The 21,508-nt window shown below is 39.6% G+C and carries 18 protein-coding genes; 4 read left to right on the plus strand and 14 right to left on the minus strand.

Features of this window, described 5'->3' with window-relative positions; genetic code table 11:
• Positions 1–727 precede the first annotated feature (727 nt).
• Positions 728–1,288 (minus strand): D-glycero-beta-D-manno-heptose 1,7-bisphosphate 7-phosphatase, encoded by a 561-nt coding sequence (gene gmhB, locus ACWXWT_RS13570; RefSeq protein WP_456042112.1) that lies wholly within the window; start codon positions 1,286–1,288, stop codon positions 728–730.
• 201 nt (positions 1,289–1,489) lie between these two features.
• Between gmhB and ACWXWT_RS13575 the strand changes: the two genes are divergently transcribed.
• Entirely contained in the window at positions 1,490–2,188 is a 699-nt protein-coding gene (locus ACWXWT_RS13575; protein WP_456042113.1) for a GntR family transcriptional regulator, read from the plus strand.
• An 86-nt stretch (positions 2,189–2,274) separates the two neighbouring features.
• The gene (locus ACWXWT_RS13580; RefSeq protein ID WP_456042114.1) at positions 2,275–3,357 is read left to right on the plus strand and encodes a beta-ketoacyl-ACP synthase 3; all 1,083 of its coding nucleotides are present in this window, start codon (positions 2,275–2,277) and stop codon (positions 3,355–3,357) included.
• Positions 3,358–3,412: 55 nt separating this feature from the next.
• Here ACWXWT_RS13580 and ACWXWT_RS13585 read toward each other — a convergent pair whose 3' ends face one another.
• From ACWXWT_RS13585 to ACWXWT_RS13600, 4 genes are all read right to left on the minus strand, one after another.
• On the minus strand, positions 3,413–4,102 hold the full coding sequence (locus tag ACWXWT_RS13585; RefSeq protein ID WP_456042115.1) for an exonuclease domain-containing protein: 690 nt from the start codon (positions 4,100–4,102) through the stop codon (positions 3,413–3,415).
• A complete protein-coding gene (locus ACWXWT_RS13590; protein ID WP_456042116.1) occupies positions 4,102–5,949 on the minus strand; it encodes a DUF294 nucleotidyltransferase-like domain-containing protein in 1,848 nt (615 codons plus the stop codon). Before ACWXWT_RS13590 ends, ACWXWT_RS13585 begins: the two co-directional genes overlap by 1 nt.
• A 130-nt stretch (positions 5,950–6,079) precedes the next feature.
• Positions 6,080–7,798: a sodium:solute symporter family protein gene (locus ACWXWT_RS13595; protein ID WP_456042117.1), complete on the minus strand. Its 1,719-nt coding sequence runs from the start codon at positions 7,796–7,798 to the stop codon at positions 6,080–6,082.
• A gap of 12 nt (positions 7,799–7,810) precedes the next feature.
• Positions 7,811–8,077 carry a DUF4212 domain-containing protein gene (locus tag ACWXWT_RS13600; RefSeq protein ID WP_188921825.1) on the minus strand — a complete coding sequence of 89 codons (267 nt, stop codon included), beginning with the start codon at positions 8,075–8,077 and terminating at the stop codon, positions 7,811–7,813.
• 362 nt (positions 8,078–8,439) lie between these two features.
• Between ACWXWT_RS13600 and ACWXWT_RS13605 the strand changes: the two genes are divergently transcribed.
• Complete coding sequence (locus ACWXWT_RS13605; RefSeq protein ID WP_456042118.1) at positions 8,440–10,608, plus strand: diguanylate cyclase; 2,169 nt, start codon at positions 8,440–8,442, stop codon at positions 10,606–10,608.
• A gap of 33 nt (positions 10,609–10,641) precedes the next feature.
• On the opposite strand, the gene ACWXWT_RS13610 is transcribed toward ACWXWT_RS13605, so the two are convergent.
• Complete coding sequence (locus tag ACWXWT_RS13610; RefSeq protein ID WP_456042128.1) at positions 10,642–12,096, minus strand: alpha/beta hydrolase; 1,455 nt, start codon at positions 12,094–12,096, stop codon at positions 10,642–10,644.
• A 359-nt stretch (positions 12,097–12,455) separates the two neighbouring features.
• Between ACWXWT_RS13610 and ACWXWT_RS13615 the strand changes: the two genes are divergently transcribed.
• The gene (locus ACWXWT_RS13615) at positions 12,456–13,046 is read left to right on the plus strand and encodes a DUF6942 family protein (RefSeq protein WP_456042119.1); all 591 of its coding nucleotides are present in this window, start codon (positions 12,456–12,458) and stop codon (positions 13,044–13,046) included.
• Between the two features lie 4 nt (positions 13,047–13,050).
• Here the strand turns inward: ACWXWT_RS13615 and nadE are convergent, their stop codons facing one another.
• The 8 genes from nadE to ACWXWT_RS13655 all read right to left on the minus strand — a co-directional run bounded on the left by nadE (position 13,051) and on the right by ACWXWT_RS13655 (position 21,194).
• On the minus strand, positions 13,051–13,881 hold the full coding sequence (gene nadE / locus ACWXWT_RS13620) for an ammonia-dependent NAD(+) synthetase (protein WP_456042120.1): 831 nt from the start codon (positions 13,879–13,881) through the stop codon (positions 13,051–13,053).
• 117 nt (positions 13,882–13,998) lie between these two features.
• The gene (locus ACWXWT_RS13625) at positions 13,999–15,303 is read right to left on the minus strand and encodes an inosine/guanosine kinase (protein ID WP_456042121.1); all 1,305 of its coding nucleotides are present in this window, start codon (positions 15,301–15,303) and stop codon (positions 13,999–14,001) included.
• A gap of 327 nt (positions 15,304–15,630) precedes the next feature.
• Positions 15,631–16,275: an adenylate kinase gene (adk, locus tag ACWXWT_RS13630; protein WP_456042122.1), complete on the minus strand. Its 645-nt coding sequence runs from the start codon at positions 16,273–16,275 to the stop codon at positions 15,631–15,633.
• 136 nt (positions 16,276–16,411) lie between these two features.
• Positions 16,412–17,275 carry a co-chaperone YbbN gene (locus ACWXWT_RS13635; RefSeq protein ID WP_456042123.1) on the minus strand — a complete coding sequence of 288 codons (864 nt, stop codon included), beginning with the start codon at positions 17,273–17,275 and terminating at the stop codon, positions 16,412–16,414.
• 66 nt (positions 17,276–17,341) lie between these two features.
• Complete coding sequence (gene htpG / locus ACWXWT_RS13640; protein ID WP_456042124.1) at positions 17,342–19,255, minus strand: molecular chaperone HtpG; 1,914 nt, start codon at positions 19,253–19,255, stop codon at positions 17,342–17,344.
• Between the two features lie 253 nt (positions 19,256–19,508).
• The gene (recR, locus tag ACWXWT_RS13645) at positions 19,509–20,108 is read right to left on the minus strand and encodes a recombination mediator RecR (RefSeq protein ID WP_456042125.1); all 600 of its coding nucleotides are present in this window, start codon (positions 20,106–20,108) and stop codon (positions 19,509–19,511) included.
• Between the two features lie 362 nt (positions 20,109–20,470).
• Positions 20,471–20,704 (minus strand): helix-turn-helix transcriptional regulator, encoded by a 234-nt coding sequence (locus tag ACWXWT_RS13650; RefSeq protein WP_456042126.1) that lies wholly within the window; start codon positions 20,702–20,704, stop codon positions 20,471–20,473.
• Entirely contained in the window at positions 20,697–21,194 is a 498-nt protein-coding gene (locus tag ACWXWT_RS13655) for a hypothetical protein (RefSeq protein WP_456042127.1), read from the minus strand. The genes ACWXWT_RS13650 and ACWXWT_RS13655 overlap by 8 nt, the downstream gene beginning before the upstream one ends.
• Positions 21,195–21,508 lie beyond the last annotated feature (314 nt).

The raw sequence follows: 21,508 nt of genomic DNA on the forward strand, positions 1-21,508 counted from the left end.
TAGGAATATTTCGGCTCAATGAATTCTACTGTCATAATTCGCTTCGCTCAAAGAGCTAACGAGTTATTCACTACATTGCTGTAGTGTCATATTACTATGAACATTCTCATCATCGAGTTAAATTTTTTGATTGCCTACATTCCGAAGAACAGAAGACAATTTCGAATAACTCAATACCTGTGAATGTCCACACAGATTACTTGATAAATTGTTAAAGAGCGAACTTGGTAACTAGCGTTATACGCCGTGTTCCGAGTCAGTGGGGTGTATTATAGGGAAAACTTTTTTTAGCGCAAGGGCTTTATTGTGATTTTATTATTATTACGCCTCAACTGCGCACTATTTAAACTTAAAGCCATATTTACAGCATTTAATGCTGGCTTTATAGACAGATTTTGTACACAACAGTGAATAACAAATTTATTTCCCCTACTATTTTAAGGCTTATTCTGAGGCTATTCGTAGCTTAACTAGGTAATTTAGCTTGTTGAAGTGAAAAAATGGCTGAAACAAGGTTAATATGATGTTAACTCAGTTATTTCTTGTATGGGCTGGCCATAGCGCTTTTATTTACTCTATATTGTAACGTAGATTTGGCGATTTGTTAAAATGAGGTAAATAAGGACACTAAACTTATATTAATGTAACTCTGAAAGATGTTCATATATAAGTGGGTAAGACTCATATATGAACAGGTTGATATAAAAACATTTAAATTGCGATGGGATTATAGAGGCAACAATTTACTTAATAGTCTTGGAACATCTGCAATACTGTCAACAACTGTAGTGGCAAGTTCAACTCCGGTTTCATCGACAATTTTACCCGAACGAACCAAAATAGCAGTATTAATACCAGCAGCTTTTGCTGCTCGCATATCATCAGCTTTGTCACCAACCATCACTGACTCACTCATGTCGATTTTTAAAAAATTTGCCGCATCTAATATCATACCTGGTTTTGGCTTTCTACAATCACAATCTTTTTTGTATTCACCTATGCCCTTTTCTGGATGATGTGGGCAATAGTAGATACCATCCAGCTCGACACCTTTATCAGCAAAGTTCCAATCCATCCATTCTGTTAAATGGTGGAAATCTTCTTCACTGTACATACCACGTGCAATACCAGATTGGTTAGTCACGACAATTAAAAGGTAACCCATTTGCTTTAACGCTAAACAAGCTTCAAATACACCATCGATATATTCAAACTCGTCTACAGTATGAACATAACCATTATCTATGTTGATCACGCCATCACGATCGAGAAATACTGCTTTATTCAACCTAATACTCCTTAAACACTCTTCTACACTGATTATCCCATTGAGATGAATTTGGTGCCAGACAATCTGCTATTTTTTATAAATTTGTTTATTGAACGACTTCTCACGAGATAAATCTTCATAATTGTAGAGGTTTCACTTTATAAAGCGGCAGCTAAGCGTTACCCTTGCTCGAAGAAATTAGAGATTATTATAGAATACATGAGCAATATACCTCCTATTATTCATAAAACTCGCACACAACTTGTTGTGGAAGCGCTAAGAGAACAAATCCTTTCTGGTGATATACAAGGAGGAGAGCCACTTAGGCAGTCTGCTATTGCAGCGCAATTGAATGTAAGTCGCATTCCTGTTCGTGAGGCTTTAGTACAATTAGAAGCCGAAGGTTTGATCAATTTTGAGCCCCATAAAGGTGCTACTGCAACGCTTTTATCTGTTGAACAAGTCACTGAATTATTCGAGTTACGTGCCATGATCGAGTCCGACTTATTAGCAAAAGCTATTCCTAATTTAACCGACGAAGATCTTGTAGAAGCAGAAGCTATTTTACGCAAGCTAGAATTAGCATTTAGACTGAAAGAATCTGTAGCAAGTTGGAGTGAGCTCAACACTCGCTTTCATACTCGTTTATACCAAGCTGCTAATCGGCCCCATACTATGGAAGTGGTGAATGGGTTAAACACCAATTGCGATCGCTATATTCGCCTGCAATTGTTATTTACTGGCGGGATCCCTATCGCAGAAAGAGAACATAGAGTGTTACTAGAATTATGCAAAAATCGTGACGTCGAAAAGGCCACTACTTTATTGAGTGAGCATATCTTGCATGCCTCGGCTTCGATTACGGAACTAGTAATTCAAAAAATTAAGTCAAAACAAACCTTAAACAAAAAGATTTAAGCATTTATTATCAAAAAAGGTAACATCAAATTAACGATGTCGTAAATAAATTTAATTAACTATTGAACGTATTGAGAGAATTTCTTATGCAGTATGCACACATTACCGGTTGGGGTAAGTCTGTTCCGCCCGCAACCTTAACCAATGACGATTTAGCCACATTCATGGATACGACAGATGAATGGATTAAAACTCGTACGGGGATCAGTAAGCGTAACATTAGCCATGTTAATACGTCTGAAATGGCATCGGTTGCAGCAAAGCATGCACTTGCTGCGGCAGGTATTGATGGCAGCGAATTAGATTTAATTATTTTAGCAACAGCCAGCCCAGATACGTTAATCCCCAATATTGCATCAACCGTGCAGGCTAATATTGGTGCGACATGTGGTGCATTTGATATTAATGCAGCATGCAGTGGTTTTTTGTATGGCGTAGGTTTGGCCAGTTCTATGATCAAATCTGGTCAAGGAAAAAAAATTCTCATCATTGGCGCTGAACGGTTATCTTTTTATCTAGATTGGTCTCGTCGTGAAACTGCAGTCCTTTTTGGTGACGGGGCTGGCGCAGTTGTACTTGAAGCCAGTGACCAACCTGGTGGGGTATTAGGTTATGAGTTGAATAACGATCCTGAAGGTCGCGATATTCTAAAGTCTAACTTTGGCACCCAGATGGATAGATTTGATAGTGACTCATTTGATTTTTACATCCATATTAATGGTCAAGATGTGTTTAAACGTGCGATTCATGGCATGGGAAATTTGAGCAATAAGGTATTAGATAAATGTGGCGTCCATATTGATGATGTCGACTTTGTGATCCCACATCAAGCAAACGAACGTATCATTGATACTCTCGTTAGCCGAATGAAAATCCCTAAAGAAAAAGCTTTTGTTAATATTGCTGATTACGGCAATACATCTGCAGCCACTATTCCTATTGCGATTTGTGATGCGTTGTCCCAAGGAAGAATTGAATCCAATCAAACGATTCTGTCGTGCGCATTTGGGGCAGGATTAACCTCAGCAGCCTTACTGCTAAAATGGGGTGAACGCACCACGCCAATTAATACCTGTGATGCCGAGTTACCGCCTTGCGATAAAAGCGCACTTGAATTGATTAAACCTGCGGTTGATTATTTTTTAAATAAAGTTAGCACCGCAGAATAATTTTACTTTAGCATCCAATAGATAAGCCAGTCTTTAAGACTGGCTTATCTATTTTCTAAGCCGACACGTTAATTAAGTCTTTAACATATAACTTTTTAATATCGCCCATCGCCGCTACTTGAGCCAACAGTAACTCTGCACAAGATAATGCATCAACCAGTGCATTATGGGCAGAATAAACAGGTAAATGGTAACGTTCGCGACTCGCATTCAAGCGCAGTGAGCCTTCTTTTAATACAGGCTGTTGCATTAAACAACGTTTCTTTTCTATTGCTAGCGTATCAATAAATACCAACGGAATAGATTGACCAAAGCAGCGTATTAACTGCTGTTGAATAAACTGTATGTCTAAGGGTGCATGATGAGCCACCAAAATATAACCTTTAGTTTTTGATAAAAACCAATCAATTGCCTCTTCTAACGTTAATGCCATATGTAATTGGTTATCCACTATACCGTGAACCGTTGCACTATCCCCCACGCTGCCACTAATGGCAATCATCATATGTTGTGCTTTTTCAAGCGGAATAAGCCCGTTGATAATTGGCACAATACCAATACTAATAACTTGGTCATGCATAGGATCTAATCCGGTCATTTCTAGATCAATCGCCATCAATGGTGCATCGAGAAATGGTTTTGACAACGCTGGCTTGATTGCTTCTAAATATGTATTCAGTAACGAAGGTAATGTGGTCAACTTTTTACGCCACAACATGGCTTTTATCCACCAAAACTGGCTCACTAAAAACTCCTCATAAACTTAAGCTTTATTCCAGCTTGAGCATCATGCACCACTTTAAATGCATCACGAAGTTGATGGCGCATTAATGAAGACAAATGTTGTGGTTTTAGATAATTATTTACCGGTAAGTTATTCGTTGCCTGATAGCCTTGATTTGCTAACCGCATATGCGCAATAAACTCATGAGCATCCGCCAAGTTAAGAGCATCTTTACGATTAATAATATTAGCGTCCATTAACGCTCTGATCCGCTTTGCTGTATTCACCTCTGCGATGCCTGCACTTAATGCATACACTCTGGCAATATCATTAATTAATGCACTTCCCTTGTGTTTTAAATCCATGCCCTTAACTTCACTACCATCGCGTTCAAGCACAAATTTTCTAAAAAAACCCAACGGTGGTGCTTCTGTCAGCGAATTCCCGGCCATCCCAGCAAGAAAAATGTCATTACCTTGTGTTGACGCTAATACCGAATCTTGTAACTCGGTAAATAAACTCATAGGACCAAACACTGGGCGCATATCAAAAAAGATACTGGCATGCATTAACGCTTTTGGTTCTGGTGCATTCACCCATTGTGAAAAAAGCCCTTTCCACTTTATCAGCGACAATCGCCATTTGGGATTTTGCGCCATAATGTCGCCGGGACAATAAATATAACCGCACTCATCAAGCCCTTTACATACCGCTTTTGTTAACGCTTCAAAATAAGATGCTGCGCGTTCATCTGGTTCGTTCGCCAGTAATAAACCATTATCTTGATCAGAACAAGCAACCTGATCTTGACGGCCTTGAGAACCGAAAGCCAACCAACAAAACGCCATCGGAGCTTGACCTAAAATCTGTTGATTTAATTCAATAAGTCGACGCGTTAGTGCATCGGTTACCGATGTTAATACCCTGCCAATTTCTTCCGCTCTGGCATCGGCACTGATTAAATTTTGTAATAATAACGGAATTTGCTTGCTCACTTGAATAAGCTTTTCTATGCTGCCTTGACGCCCTATTTCACCAATGAGAAGTAAGGGCTGAGAGCTTTGTGAGCGCAATATATCGGTGCTCGTAATCATCCCTAACGCTTGGCTACCATCAACAACAGGTAAATGGTGAATATTATGCTCACTCATTGCCAGCATTGCCTCAAACACTAGCGCATTGACATGTGTTGTCACCGGATTCATTGTCATAGCTTGACTCACCAACGTATGGGTATTTAAGCCTTCTGCGATAATCCGATTGCGTAAATCTCGATCAGTTAAAATGCCGGTTAATTTTTGGTTGTCGATGACAATGACAGATGATACTCGGTGTTCACGCATCAATTTGGCCGCATCCATAACACTGGCTTTAGCGTCGATGGTGATGGGGCTTGATGACATAATAGAAGTAATACGACTCGTAGTCGTCAAATCCTTGCTAGTAAATTTAGCTTCATTACGTAGACGTTTCGCAAAAGCACGAGTAAAAAATTGGTCAAAGGGCCGGTGATCAGAACGTAATTTGGCAAATACTGATTGTGGTAAATGATAAACCAAACCATCCTCGAGAATAGCTACTTTATTAACCACTTTCTCACCCGACAATAAGGTTGAAAAACCAAAGCACTCACCTTCGCCTACACGGTCAACCAATATACCTTCCGGATCGCGCACCTCAAATGCACCGCTACGAACAATGTACAGCTTAGGGTTATCTGTATCGAACTCAACAAATGCTGAAGCTTTACTGTAATAGCCGATGCTCATCATTTTTGCACAATATTGAATGGTATCTTTAGGTAGCGTGTCAAAAGGTGAGTGAGCGGTTAAAAACTGCTCTACTGGTTGTAATTCACTGGCATCCATTAAACATTTCCCTATTATGCATGGGCGAACAATATCACTATAGCAAAGCATTTCTGTTTACTGCTATAGGACTAAAGACCAACAAAAAGAGCGCCGAAGCGCTCTTTGTAAACAATGTTATTTAAACCGATTAGTGATCGTGTGCTTCACCCGATCCTTTAGGGAAACGAATCGACTCAACCATTGCGACTATTTCGTCAGGAATTTTAGCGGTGACTTTACTGACAGCAAAAGCAACACCAAAGTTAACCATCATTCCCACCATACCAATACCTTCTGGTGAGATACCAAAGAACCAGTTTTCAGCTGAGTTGGCTGCAGGATTGATGAATTTGAAGTAAGCAATATAAGTTGCAGTAAATAATAACCCAATCACCATACCAGCAATCGCACCTTCTTTATTCATGGTTTTAGAGAAAATACCCATGATAATAGCTGGGAATAATGACGCTGCTGCGAGACCAAATGCAATAGCGACAACCGCCGCAACGAAACCTGGAGGATTAATACCAAAGTAACCGGCCATAACAACCCCAAAGGCAGCGGCTATTCGCGCATACATTAACTCTTTCTTGTCCGAGATATCCGGCATAAGATTTTTCTTGAGTAAATCATGCGACACGGACGTTGAAATAACCAACAGTAAACCCGCAGATGTTGACAATGCAGCGGCTAAACCACCCGCAGCAACTAATGCAATCACCCATGCAGGAAGGTCTGCAATTTCAGGCGTAGCCAAAACCATAATATCTCGGTCAATGTGCATTTCATTTTTTTCACCACTGGTGTAGAAAATGTTGCCATCGTTGTTCTTATCATCCCACTTGATTAAACCCGTTTTCTCCCAGTTTTTAATCCATGTTGGCGCAGTTTCATAAGGAACACCCGTTGATTCTGGTCCATTGATGGTTTCAATCATATTAACGCGAGAGAATGCAGACAATGCTGGAATAGTGGTATACATAATAGCGATAAACACTAATGCCCAACCTGCTGATACGCGCGCATCTTTAACTTTAGGAACCGTAAAGAAACGTACAATTACATGCGGTAAGCCCGCAGTACCAAACATTAATGCACCAGTAATAAAGAATACATCGATCATTGATTTAGAGCCTTCGGTATATTGGGAGAACCCGAGTTCTGCCGATAATCCATCAAGCTTATCAAGTAAGTACACTCCCGTACCATTGCCTGCTGCATCAATCATCTCCGCCCCAAAACCGATTTGCGGTAAAATATGACCTGTCATCATTACTGAAATAAAGATGGCTGGTACCATAAAGGCAAAAATAAGTACGCAATACTGCGCTACCTGAGTGTAGGTAATCCCTTTCATACCGCCTAAAACAGCATAAAAGAACACTACCGCCATACCGATATACACACCGGTTTCTACGTCAACTTCTAAGAAGCGTGAGAACACTACGCCAACACCACGCATTTGGCCTGCAATGTAGGTAAAGCAGATAAAGATTGCACAAATAACAGCAACAGTACGTGCAGTTTGAGAGTAATAACGATCACCAATAAAGTCAGGAACCGTAAATTTACCAAATTTGCGTAAATAAGGTGCCATACACAAGGCTAATAACACGTAACCGCCTGTCCAGCCCATTAGATATACTGAACCATCATAACCGGTAAAAGACACAATACCAGCCAACGAAATAAATGACGCTGCAGACATCCAGTCAGCCGCAGTTGCCATACCATTCATTACAGGGTGAACGCCACCACCTGCAACATAAAACTCTTTAGTTGAACCCGCTCGAGACCAAATGGCGATCCCGATGTACAGCGCAAAAGTCGCGCCGACAATTAAATATGTTAGTGTTTGAACATCCATTTTTAGTGCTCCTTAGTCTTCCTGAACATTGTATTTTTTGTCTAATGCATTAGCTTTCGCTACATAAACAAAAATCAGCGCCACGAATACATACATTGCACCCTGCTGCGCAAACCAGAAACCCAGTTTGAATCCCATAAAGGTAATTTCGTTTAACACATCAACTAATAAAATACCGCAGCCAAAGGATACTGCAGCCCAAATTGCAAGCAAGCTAAGTACTAAACGTAAATTCTCACGCCAGTAACCCGCTGCCTTATCGTTATTTTCAAAACTCATTGCGACTCCCCATAAGTTATTTTTTCTAAAGTCATAGTTAATCTAGCAACTCAGGGAGGCACCACAATCAAGACCTTAGTCGTACTTCATTAACAAATATTAAGAAACAAACAACAAAACAATATAAATCAATGCGTTATATGAACAACAAAAACAAGAAATGTCTTGCTGACTCTGGAACGTTAGACCAAGGTCGAACAAGATTAAGTCATTAACAGGTTTGAGATCTGCATCACAAAAGATAAAACGAAAAATATGCGAGCAAAAAAGTATTCACTAATGTTGAAATATCTCCGATTTCCTGAGATAAGTATCCACATGGATGTAAATCTTTTTAGAATACAAATAATAAGGATATTTTCTTGACGTTGCCGCGTATTAATCAACAACACCTTTTATTCTCGATTCTTTTGGGCGTCGTTGGATTGCTCATTAATTTTTATCCGATCCCATTTTTTGCCAATGTCCAATTTGTATTAGGCAATACAGTAACGGTCATTGCAGCTGTTTTGTTAGGACCTTGGTACGCTTTTTTAACAGCAATGATGGCATCTACCGGCTTAATGTTGCTATGGGATAGTCCCCATGTGTACTTATTTTTTGGTTTAGAAGCACTGTTTTTAGGCTATGCCCGACGCCGTGATATTTATGCCCTATACGCAGATGCGGCATATTGGTTATTAATTGGTGCTCCTCTTGTATATTTATATGCAATATTTTTAATGGATATTCCGCCATCTCATTTAGGCTTTATTATTTCAAAGCAAGGAATTAATGGCCTAATTTACACAAGCATTGCATCACTACTCATTTTAGCAATACCAAAGTTATGGTTTTTAAAAGACAAAGTAAAAGACCGCCATCGTAGACAATTAAGCTCGCAACTGACTTACTTTTTCACCTTAATGGTGACATTAACTTTGCTCTTTACAGCACTAACCTTTAATTACTATTTTCTAGAACGTCAACAAGCCATGTTGAAACAAAACATGGCAGAATCAGTTACTCATTTATCAACAACAACACAGAATTATATCGATAATCATAAAACGGTTATCCAAAATAGTGCGAATCAACTAAGTTTAGTTGCTAATACGCCTGAGCAATGGCAAGCCATTTTATCTAATGTCCATCAAAGTTATCCTGGTTTTATTAGTATGTTAATTGCTAACCCAATGGCTAATATTGTGGCGGCAAGCCCAGTATCAAGGCTAATGACACCGCCATTTTCAGAACAAAGTATCAACATCAAAGATCGAAATTATTTTATTGAATCATTCTATAACCACCGCCTTTTCGTATCTTCCGTCTTTCAGGGGCGTGGATTTGGCAATGATGCCATTATCGCCATGAGTGCGCCGTTTTACCTGGATGAACAACATACTCAAGTCGCAGGGATCATCGAAGGGTCATTTGATCTGACCCATTTTGCAAAAATAGATCAAGTAAACGAATACACTGCAGATGAGTCAATCGTAATAGTTGATGAGCAAAATCAAATTATTTATGCCTCGACATCTCTTGGTCTTAAACCGTTAGCTCAATTTAATTTCAGAGTAAACTCTGGTGTTTACCGTGTTAACCTTGAAATGATTAATATGCGTAAAATGGGGTCAATCGTACCTGAATATATTTATGCTCACCACGAATTAAACAATGGCTGGAATGTGTACATTTTAAAAGAATTCTCACCGTTGTTGAAAATGGCCGAAAAACAAATGTTCAGTAGTTTTATCATGTTATTGATTTCATTATTGGGTACTTTTTATATTTCAAGAAAGCTCAGTGCGCTCTTAACTGCACCATTGGAAGCTGTCGCGAATCAATTCAGCCAAACGTATTCCGATGCAGGAAAGGCTTCGACAATTGATGAAAACTCACCAAAAGAAGTTTTTAGTTTGTATCAACGGCTAGCAGCAAGTAAACAACAATTGATAGCTCATCAGGTAGAACTGGAAGACACCGTCGCCAAACGGACTGCAGAATTAGAAAGTGCCAATAAAAAACTCACCGAACTGGTTGACCGAGATTCATTAACGGGCTTATATAATCGCCGTTACGCTGAACGAAAATTTGGCGAGTTAGTCGATTTTTGTTTACGCAGTGAACAAATCATTACCGTAGTCTTGCTTGATTTAGATTTTTTCAAACAAATTAATGATAATTATGGTCATTTGGCTGGAGATGAATGTTTGCGTAATGTCTCTCAATTACTGCAAAAATATTTTAAGCGAGACATTGATATTGTCGCTCGTTACGGCGGTGAAGAGTTCCTACTTGTTCTCCCCTTATCTAACGCATCCCATATAGAGCACCACCTAAATGGTTTCAGAGAAGCATTATCGCAACTTGAGATCATCTCTCCAGAAAACAAGCAATCATTCAGCGTGACGGGGAGTATTGGCGCAATTACGGCTGATGCTGACTATGAAGTACAACTCGATAAATGGATTAAAGTTGCGGATGATAATCTTTATTTGGCAAAACAGCAGGGACGTAACCGCACAATAATAGATATTATCAGTGAATAAACATTCATTCTTTTATCCTTTTGTTAACTCTGATTAATGCTGCTGAGTAAATTCATCAATTCGAGTCATCATGTAAGGATAAAATGGATTCCATTTCTGACGTAACATATCCGCAGATTTAATACTGTAAATGCCGCGTTCACCTTGATAAATCGCTCTGCCTATCTGAATTTTATCAGATTTATCAGCGAGAAAAGGACCATAAAGAGGATCTTCAATCGGAAAGTTCAACGCCACGTGCGATAAAGAATACACATCATTTGGCCAAGTCAAACTTAACGCGAGTACATCATTAACCTTCGACTTATCAGCTAATTCTCGCACTTGAACATGGCTATCATGTTGCGGATCATTCTCAACTAAACTTAAACGATAAGGCAACAACGTTGGTAACAAAAAGGGGGCAAAAGGGGCCAGTGGATCTTGAAATAATAGTTGATTATTATTCCGTGTTCGATTCACATCAAATAATACCAGCTGATGTCCTTTGTTTACTGGCAACCTTTGATATAACCACTCAACTACTGCCAGCGACGATACCGTATCATCAACCACCGACTGAAATGTTAATATTGAAGGCATAGCATTAATTTGTTGTGGCGATAATGAGTTTAACAATATCTGATTTCGCTGAGTTAATTGATACACAACATCGCCAGCATTTACAGCAAAAGATTGATATTTGAAAGGGTCATACTCAGTTTGAATACTGTTCCAATACAACTTTTCTTGCCCAAGTACTCTACCCAATTTTGCTTGCCAATATGCGCCAGCCGCAATCGGATCTAAACCAATGGCAGGTGATAGCATGATAATACCATTAAAGCTCGTAGGCTTATCTAAGCTCAAGTTTTCGAGTTCATGATTTAATGCTAAAGCTGCCCCAGTTGAGAAACCGACTACATAAATTGGCTTTCCTGGCAGCTGTGCGGATAAATGTGTCACAGCAAGAGATACCGCCCCAGCAAGATCTGGCCAAGTAATATCGGTTAAACCAGAAGGAATAGTGCCATGTCCAGGTAAACGCAGTCCTAACACATGTGCTTGATGTTGATAATGCTGCGCGATATGCGACATCATATAAGGAGAGTCAGACATGCCGTGAAGCAATAATAAACCAAATTCTGCTTGTGGGCTTGGCCATTCAAATGAACGATTCCAATTCTGTTGCCATAGTCCTGGATCAGATAAACTATTACGTTCATATCGATTCATAGGTGAAGCGATTTTAGGTTGGTATTGACGATAAACTTGCTGCTCAACTTCGGCAAACAGCCTATCTTCTAATTGTAAATATTGGCTAAATTGAGTAAAACCTGACTGTTGATGGTATTCAGACTTAAGATGTGTTGTATGCCACAACGATAAACTAGGTCGATCATTAAGCAGCCATACAGCTGTAATAAGTAACGCTATAGCAATACCAAAAGCACCATATAAAGCAGCAAATAAAAAATGCTTTGTCGACCCTATCACAATTGCACGCATCATAGACCTTTAAAAATAAATACCTAAAGAACGGTAATATAGATTAATATTTACCGTGAAAATTTACCGTAAAAATGCCTAGAGCCTGTTGCTATTTAAAAAAATTCTTTGCATCAGTGTGTGGCAATATTATCTGAAGTAGAGCTTATGGCATATTGTTCTTCTGCCTAAGTAAGTGATATTGCAATAACAAGAGACCACAAATGTTACTCAGCGGGTTAGGTCATTTTATTCTTTATCAGCATAGAAGAACACTCTGCTTCTTGTGCTACAAAATCGCTTATACCGAACACATTTTTACCATGAAAAATAAACAGACCCTAGTGTAAATTGCGCGCCTTAACAAGATTGGAAAGAACATGTCATCTAATTTATATAGCCATATATGGGGAGCGATTAATCCTGATATCATCTTTTATTTACCTACAGCACCTAACCTGCCGGAGCACTGGCAAGCAACAGACATTGATGCTATCGCTCAACTGGTTGCCCTAAATGGAAATCACTGGCGTAAAATCGTGACTATTATGGCAAAACTCTGCTGCATAGAGCATGATATTAATGCTTATAAGGGGAAATATTGGAAGCTGATCCGTGACAATTTATTAAGTGAGGCCAATGAACTTCAACAATCAGTTACTCACAAGCATGTTGAAACTAAGATCAAAATAACGCGCTTACGCTGCCAGTTACGTATTGTAAAACCACATGTTGTTACCCCTACCGATTTTACACTTAGTACTAAGACCAGATGTTGGCATTTAGTGTGTGGTAACGAAACCCAATCTAGGTTGAATATAACACGGTCGCAACAGTACAACGCCTTGGATGAAAAACAAAAAATACAGTATCAGCATATGACGATGCTGACACCATATTTAGATTATCGGCAATTTTCCAACACACTTATTGAACTTACCCGACAACATATCGCTGCAACAAAGAGGTGACAAATTAATCGTAAATGGTTGGGATCGGTTGACGTTTATGTTGAGTGCGCTTATAGATACTAATTAGCTTATCTTCAACTGATTGTGCAACATCTTTACCTTCTAAGAAATCATCAATTTGATCATACGTCAGCCCCAAGGCCACTTCATCTGCAAGTTGCGGTTTGTTATCTTCTAAATCTGCAGTTGGGGCTTTTTTGACTAAAATGTCAGGGGCACCTAAATAAGCAGCTAACTGACGAACTTGGCGCTTATTCAACCCAAACAATGGCGCTAAATCACATGCGCCATCGCCCCATTTAGTATAAAATCCGGTAATATTTTCCGCACTATGATCGGTGCCAATCACTAATCCCCCCATTAACCCAGCAATGTTGTATTGAGCAATCATTCGCATTCTTGCTTTAACATTACCTTTAACAAAATCGACTTTGTTTTCGTCTGGCAGCACAACATTAGCTTCAGCTAACCCGGTTAAAGTTGCATGATGCACACCAATAACACCATCAGCGACATTCACAGTAACTTGTTTTGAAGGTTTAATAAATTGGCAAGCCATTTGTGCTTCATCTTCATCTTTTTGAATTTGATAAGGTAAGCGCACGGCTATAAATTGATAAGAGGAACCACCAATTTCTTGATTAAGAGAATCCACAGCTAATTGACACAAACGACCCGCTAAAGATGAATCAACTCCACCACTGATCCCGAGCACTAACGTACGGATCTGAGCTTCTTTTAATTTCGCTTTGATAAAAGCTACACGACGTTGAACTTCAAATTCAGGCTCAATGGCCTTAAGTACATGCATCTCTCTTAAGATTTGTCCTTTCACGTGACGCTCCTGATTACTGATTAATGTTTTGACCTTCGATGTCCATTCTATAAAAATCCACACATAAAAAAAAACGATAATGATACTTCATTATCGTTTATTTTTATCAATAATGGATCAACGTTCCCAATAAGACTCTTCCAAACTGTCTTCACGCTCAGGCAAACCGCGAGACAAACGTGGGCTATGCTGAGCTAATACCTCATATGCAACACGATTGGCATATTTACAAACTTGTGAAAACGACGAATAACATAGCCCATCACGTTTATGTTTACTTGATCCCGGCACATTGGTTTTATGAAACGTATTAGCAGATAAATCATGCAGCAACGCAGACAAGGCACCATCACCAGCACCATTGGTGTTGCGGATTAATTCTGGCCCTCCCATATAAGGCGCAATATGAGCATAAACTTTTATCGGTGTATCACAATCTACTTGTAATTTAGGGCGGGAAAACTCATAACGATTAAATTCAGGGATCGCACCTGGTAATAGCGTATGGCTGGTTTCACGCTTTTCTGCATCTTCAGTATAACCAGCAGTATAAAGCCCTATTGCACCCGCTGTCGTTAACACCATGTCACACCATTCCAGGGCTGCTTCACTGGCAAGTAAAGGATCTTTAAAGCCTGTTAAAGCCTCACCTTCGTCTTCATTCATGGCTAAGATAGTCACATGTTCATTAATAAAATTTTGCCACCATTGTGGATCTTCTTGAATCAGAAAACGTGTACCTAAAGTTAACACTACAGGAACATCAGCGTCTTTTGCGTATTGAATAGCCGTCATCGCAGCGTCAGTGATGCCATCGCCTTCATTAGCACGCATCAAGTAAGCCGTTAACACCAATGCAGAGCTACCCTGAACCACCTCTTTGTCTATATACTCTGGTGTAAGCTTATCCATAGCCCCTTTGCTAATCGCAAATGTCCGCTCACCACAATCAGAGATAAGTGTAAAACAGCGCCCAATAGGGCCATCGACAGGTTGTAAAAAGTTAAGGTCAACTTTTGAAGATGTATGACATAAATAGCGGTATGCATAGCTACCAACCATAATATGTTGACTCATTACCCCAAACAGAACGGAGCGGTCATCCGCTAAAATAGAATAATTGTGCACGGTATTACCAATGGTACCTCCAGCAAACTCATCACTGATCAACTCATTGGATTTAAGCTCAAGATATAGGTTATGGGCTTGTTCGTCGTTTATGAGAGTAGAGTTGCCTTTAGGTAACCCATAGCGCTCAAGTAATTCATCGTCTACTTTTGCTTCTATATCCACTAAAGTCTGGTCGATACCACAAATATAAGTAGAAAAGGGTTGCGGCTGCTGTGTTAGTTGAGCCAATAGCGGATCACGGCTGTTTACAGGAAAATAGTGTTTAGACTTACGTTGACCAGGAAACTTCATATTGGGCTCTCATAGCTTAGCATCCATGCAAGTGTGAAATTAATTACCTTTGACGACATCCAACGTTGAACGCCGCCCTCTGTGAAAAAGGCGGCAGATTTTATCACACAAAAGCGCTAGTTTTATATTACTTTTATTGCTTTTATGGGGGTTGCACAATAAATTTCTCTAGATTGTTTATCATGACGTTGTGCTTTAATGAAGGTTAACAAAGGGAAAAGTTATTATCACAACACACATAATCACATCTTTGTGTAATCCTTGTAGAGAAATGACATATAAAAAAGCCTGCTTGAGCAGGCTTTTTATGTACATTGATTTAACTGATTATTTCAATACGTTTGCGAGTTGATCGCTCACTTTGGCAACAGACTGAGTGCCGTCGAACTTATTGTACTGAGTACGGCCTTCTGCAGCCACTTTGCCATAATAATCAACTAACGGCTTAGTTTGCTCATGGTAGATACCCAAGCGTTTGCGTACTGTACTTTCTTCGTCATCAGGACGGATAGATAACTCTTCACCCGTAACATCGTCTTTACCTTCCACTTTAGGTGGATTGAAAACAACGTGATAGACACGACCAGAACCGGCGTGGACTCGACGTCCACTCATACGCTTAACGATTTCTTCGTCTGGTACATCTATTTCGATAACATGGTCGATCTCAATACCATTTTCAGCCATTGCATCTGCTTGAGGAATTGTGCGAGGGAAACCGTCAAGTAAGAAACCTTTAACGCAATCATCTTGTGCAATACGCTCTTTAACTAACCCAATGATAAGATCGTCAGAAACTAATTGACCTGCATCCATTACTTTCTTAGCTTCTAAACCTAATGGGGTGCCAGCTTTAACGGCTGCACGTAACATATCACCGGTTGAGATTTGTGGGATACCATACTGTTCCATGATGAACTGTGCTTGGGTACCTTTACCGGCACCAGGTGCACCCAATAAAATAATGCGCATCTCAAAAGTCCTCTTTTAAGTTTATGTTCTTTTTAGGGCGGCGATTTTCGCACATCTGCCACTCTTTTAATAGCGCTTTTGTTATGACATTAGACCTAAATCTAATAAGGGCTGTAACAAAAAGGCTTCAATTTGTTTAATACAGTAAAGTATATAATTTACGGCGATATTGATTCGCTAGCGCGTTGCCTTGGCCTATCGCAGTCAAAATTTCCATGAAGACTTGTTTAACTTTACCGTCTAACGCGTTCATGTCTTTTTGTAAAATAGTGAACAATAACTCAAGTGATTCTTCGTTACGATGCGCAATATTAAGTGCTTTAGCCAACATTAATCTCGCATCTAAATCATCTGGATGTTCGGCAACATTTTGTTGTAGTTGACGAATTTCTGGAGTATCGGCAGCATCTTCTGCAAGGGCTAATTTAGCCATTAAATTATGGTAATAACTGTCTTGATCGGCTAACCCAACCCCCATTAACAGGCTTTTTGCATCGGCTAATAAACCTTGCTGTAATGCAACATCACTCATCACTAATGCCACTTCAGGAGCCTGTTGAGCATCGGAGTATATCGCCTTTAATCGAACCGCCATATTGCTTAAATCTTCAGAAGATAACTCGCCTTGTGCTAGCTGTTGTTTAACTTCATCAAATGCTTGTATCCATATCGGCGGCAAATGCTTATCAAGTAAATCACTCACTTGCTCTTGGCTTTGCAAACCAGCAAAACCGTCAATTGGTCGACCTTTATCTAGAATTAATGTGGTCGGCAAATCTTGAATTTGAAAATAATTTGCAATTTCTAACTCTGTTTCACAATTCACTTTGGCCAGAATAAAGCGCCCAGCTTGGGCCGTTGTTAACTGTTCCAGCGTTTGTAACATCTGTACGCTTTGTGGTTGTTGCTGAGACCAAAATGCCAATACCACTACTTTTTGCATTGAGGTATCAACAACTTGTTGAATATTATCTTTAGTAAGATCAATAAGGTAATCCATATTTCCTCCACAGCGAAACAAAAACAAAAGCGGACAGATAGTCCGCTTTTATGGCTTTAATCGAGCTTATTTTACACTCGCCATTAGCATTTGATTCGTCAGCTTAATAAACGCTGATGGATCTGCCAAACTGCCTTTTTCAGATAACAACGCTTGTTGTAATAACAAGTGAGCCCAATCAGCAAATAATTGCTCATCGGTTTCGTTATTGAGATGTTCAACCAAAGGATGGGTTGGATTAATCTCAAATGTTGGCTTTGATTCAGGCACAGGCTGGCCAGCAGCTTGCATCAGTTTTATCATTTGAGTCGACATTTCACCTTCACCCGCTACCACACATGCTGGTGTGTCAGTTAAACGAGATGTCACACGAACCTCTGAAACACTATCTGCAAGCGCGGCTTTCACACGTTCAACAAGTGCTTTCGATTCTTCAGCAACTTTGTCATGAGCTTCTTTATCAGCCGCATCTTCTAGCTCACCTAATTCTAAATCGCCACGGGTAACAGAATGTAACTTCTTGCCTTTAAATTCAGTTAAGTGGTTCACTAACCATTCATCGATTCGCTCTGACATTAGTAATACTTCAATGCCTTTTTTGCGCAGTAGTTCAAGATGAGGGCTGTTAGCAGCGGCATCATGACTGTCGGCCACAATATAATATATCTTGTCTTGACCTTCTTTCATGCGTCCAATGTAATCTTCTAACGACACTGTGGTTGCGGCGGAATTATCATGAGTAGAGGCAAAACGTAATAGACCTGCAATACGTTCTTTGTTAGCAAAGTCTTCTGCCGGACCTTCTTTCAAGACTTGACCAAACTCTGCCCAGAATGATTGATATTGTTCTGGCTCATCTTTAGCCAACTTTTCAAGCATGCCCAAAACTCGCTTGGTGATCCCAACGCGCATGGCTGTTGTTACTTGGTTATCTTGTAAAATTTCACGAGATACGTTTAATGGCAAATCGTTTGAATCAATCAATCCACGTACAAAGCGTAAGTATGTCGGTAAAAACTGTTCGGCATCATCCATAATAAAGACACGTTGAACAAACAGTTTCAGGCCATGTTTATGATCACGATTCCACATATCCCATGGCGCTTTGGCTGGAATATACAACAAACTGGTATATTCTTGTTTGCCTTCCACCCGGTTGTGAGACCATTTTAATGCATCACTGTAATCGTGAGAAATGTGCTTATAAAACTCTTGGTATTCTTCTTCAGTGATATCTGACTTATTACGAGTCCAAAGCGCTGTCGCTTTGTTCATCACTTTCCACTCACCTTCGGTCGCAGCAATTTTATCGCCATCTGGACCTTCAGATTCAGGCGTGCCTTCATTCCACATTTGTACAGGAACAGAGATATGATCAGAATACTTAGTGATAATTGAACGTAGACGGTAATCATCAGCAAACTCGAGTTCATCATCGCGTAGTTGTAAAGTGATTTCAGTACCGCGTTCATTTTTAGTAATACTTTCTACATTAAACGACCCTTCGCCTTCTGACTCCCACAACACCCCTTCGTTAGCAGGATGGCCTGCTGCACGGGTACGTACGGTCACTTTTTTGGCGACGATAAATGCAGAATAAAAACCTACCCCAAACTGGCCAATTAATTGAGAGTCTTTTGACGCTTCGCCAGAAAGGTTGCTAAAAAATTCTTTAGTGCCAGATTTGGCGATTGTCCCTAAATGTTCGATAACGCTATCTCGTGTCATACCAATACCATTATCAGAAATGGTGACAGTGCCCTTTTCTTTATCCGCACTAACACGAACGCGTAAATCGCCATTACCTTCATATAAAGCATCATCTGTTAAGGCTAAATAGCGTAATTTATCTGCGGCATCAGCTGCATTTGAGACTAGCTCACGTAAGAAAATCTCTTTATTGGAATACAGAGAGTGGATCATCAATTGAAGAAGTTGTTTTACTTCGGTTTGAAAGCCATGAGTTTCTTGTTGTGACATGAGTATTTCCCTTGGTGTTACGTTAAAACGATAACGAGTTAAAAATTCTACTCGCCTTAAAAATCTGTGTTAACCAAGAGATGGGGGAACATAACGATTTTTTCAAGGGTCAAGATCGTCTTGTTGAATAATAAATGATCAGTTAATGCTAAATGAGGCAAATCTGTCACATCATGGTCGCTTTAGCGAATAACTCATGGCCGAAATAGACATGCCAACAAACCTTAGTTTATTGGCACTAAACATTGATTTACTACAGCGCAATGCGGCCATTAAACGATAATGCTAAAGTAGTGCTATCAACGTATTCAAGCTCACCGCCTACAGGCACCCCATGAGCAATACGGCTAATCACCACATTGTGTCTTCTGGCCATATCGGCAATAAAATGCGCCGTAGCATCACCTTCAACTGTTGGGTTAGTTGCAAGAATAAGTTCGCTAACCTCATCAGAGATTAAATGGCGTTCAAGTAGCGCTAACCCTAACTCTTCAGGCCCTACACCATCTAACGGCGACAAGTGCCCTAACAACACAAAATAGCGACCATTAAAATGGCCACCAGCCTCAATAGCTAGCACATCGGCGGGAGTTTCAACCACACATATAATCCCTGTATTAATACGACGATGACTACTGCATATCGGGCATAAATCTTGTTCGGTAAACGTACGACAACTCTGACAATGTCCCACTTCAGACATGGCTTTTTGCAATGAATCAGCAAGTTTAAGACCCACTTTACGTTTACGCTCAAGTAATTGAAATGCCATACGCTGTGCAGACTTAGGACCGACTCCAGGCAAAGCACGTAAAGATTGAATTAATTCATCGACCAAAGGGCTAAATTTCATAAATTGCCAATACCTTCATAGCTAAACTCATTGTAATGTCATTGGTGAAACCGTCTTGTGTTCTGCAAACGAAAATACGGAAACGCCAAAGCAGTGCGATTATTGTCTGTGCAGGGCTCGAATGCAAAGATTAATGCTTTAGAAAGATAAACAATCTCAATCTAAAGTCCTTATTTCGATGGACCAAGTTTATGTTTTCTATATTGCGAACTACCGATAAAAACCGATGATACAAATAGCACAACATAAATAGCATAACAAAGGTGACTTGATAACCGCCAAGTATCCAGAAACTTGCACTAGTTTAATGAGTAATCACTATCGAACTTGCTCATGCATTTTACACGCATAACGAGTAGAGGTTATTTATCTGGACGATAAGTGAAAACCTTATCCAACGGTAAGTTAAACACCTCAGCAATTTTAAACGCCACCTCAAGAGTTGGAGAGTATTTATTTGACTCTATTGCCATCACAGTTTGACGTGTCACGCCAATTTGTTCCGCGAGCTGTTTTTGGGTCATTTCATTATGTAAAAAGCGTAAAGTACGGATAGAATTTGAAATACCTATTTTACTGTCATCAAGGTTACTCATAAATATCACCGGTTCTCCCCTTGTACAACTGCACACCATAATAGGCCAGTTCTGCCAATAAAAATGCCACCAATAATATATGCAGCGGCAAATGCGGAACATATTGCGGCATAAGAGCAAAACTTTGAGCATCAATATTGTATTGAACCATGGCAAAAACCACCCCAACTTGCAAAATGATAGCGGCATACTTATACCCTACCAAATTAATTTGTTTCTCTCTGACATCCATCGGTTGCGACAATTCATCATCACTGATCAGGGCCAGTAATATATAACTCACTACCATCAATACAATGGAGTAAATAATAATTTGCAATAACAAGGTCGATAACCATTCAATAGAGGCTAATTGCTCCGGCGACGCACTCACTAACTGACTAATATAAAGATAAAAAATATAACCTGTGATTAGAAAATCAACCGATAACATTAGCTCTCGAAAACTGGTTTCTTGTAACCATTGATGTACTTTATGCTTATCTACCATGTTAACTCCAATCAACTTTATGTAAAAAATATTTAACTTAACAATTATATCGACAGGAAAAGAGATGTCAAATATCTTTAACTCGGAGTTAATAATTAAGTACTTTATGTTGATGGAGAATTTACATTAATGTAATGAAATAACTGTATCGAATAGTTATACCAATCTCATTAAATATCTGGTCAGCTCAGAGTCTCTCAGGTTTTTCAATTCAAGGCACATTGATGTAGAAATGGTTGTTGCCTTTTAAATCGATGTAACACAGAAGTGGAATACCTGAGAGACTCCATTCTGGCAGGTTTCAAAGTCCTTTA

This window comes from Shewanella sp. A22, assembly GCF_053850585.1.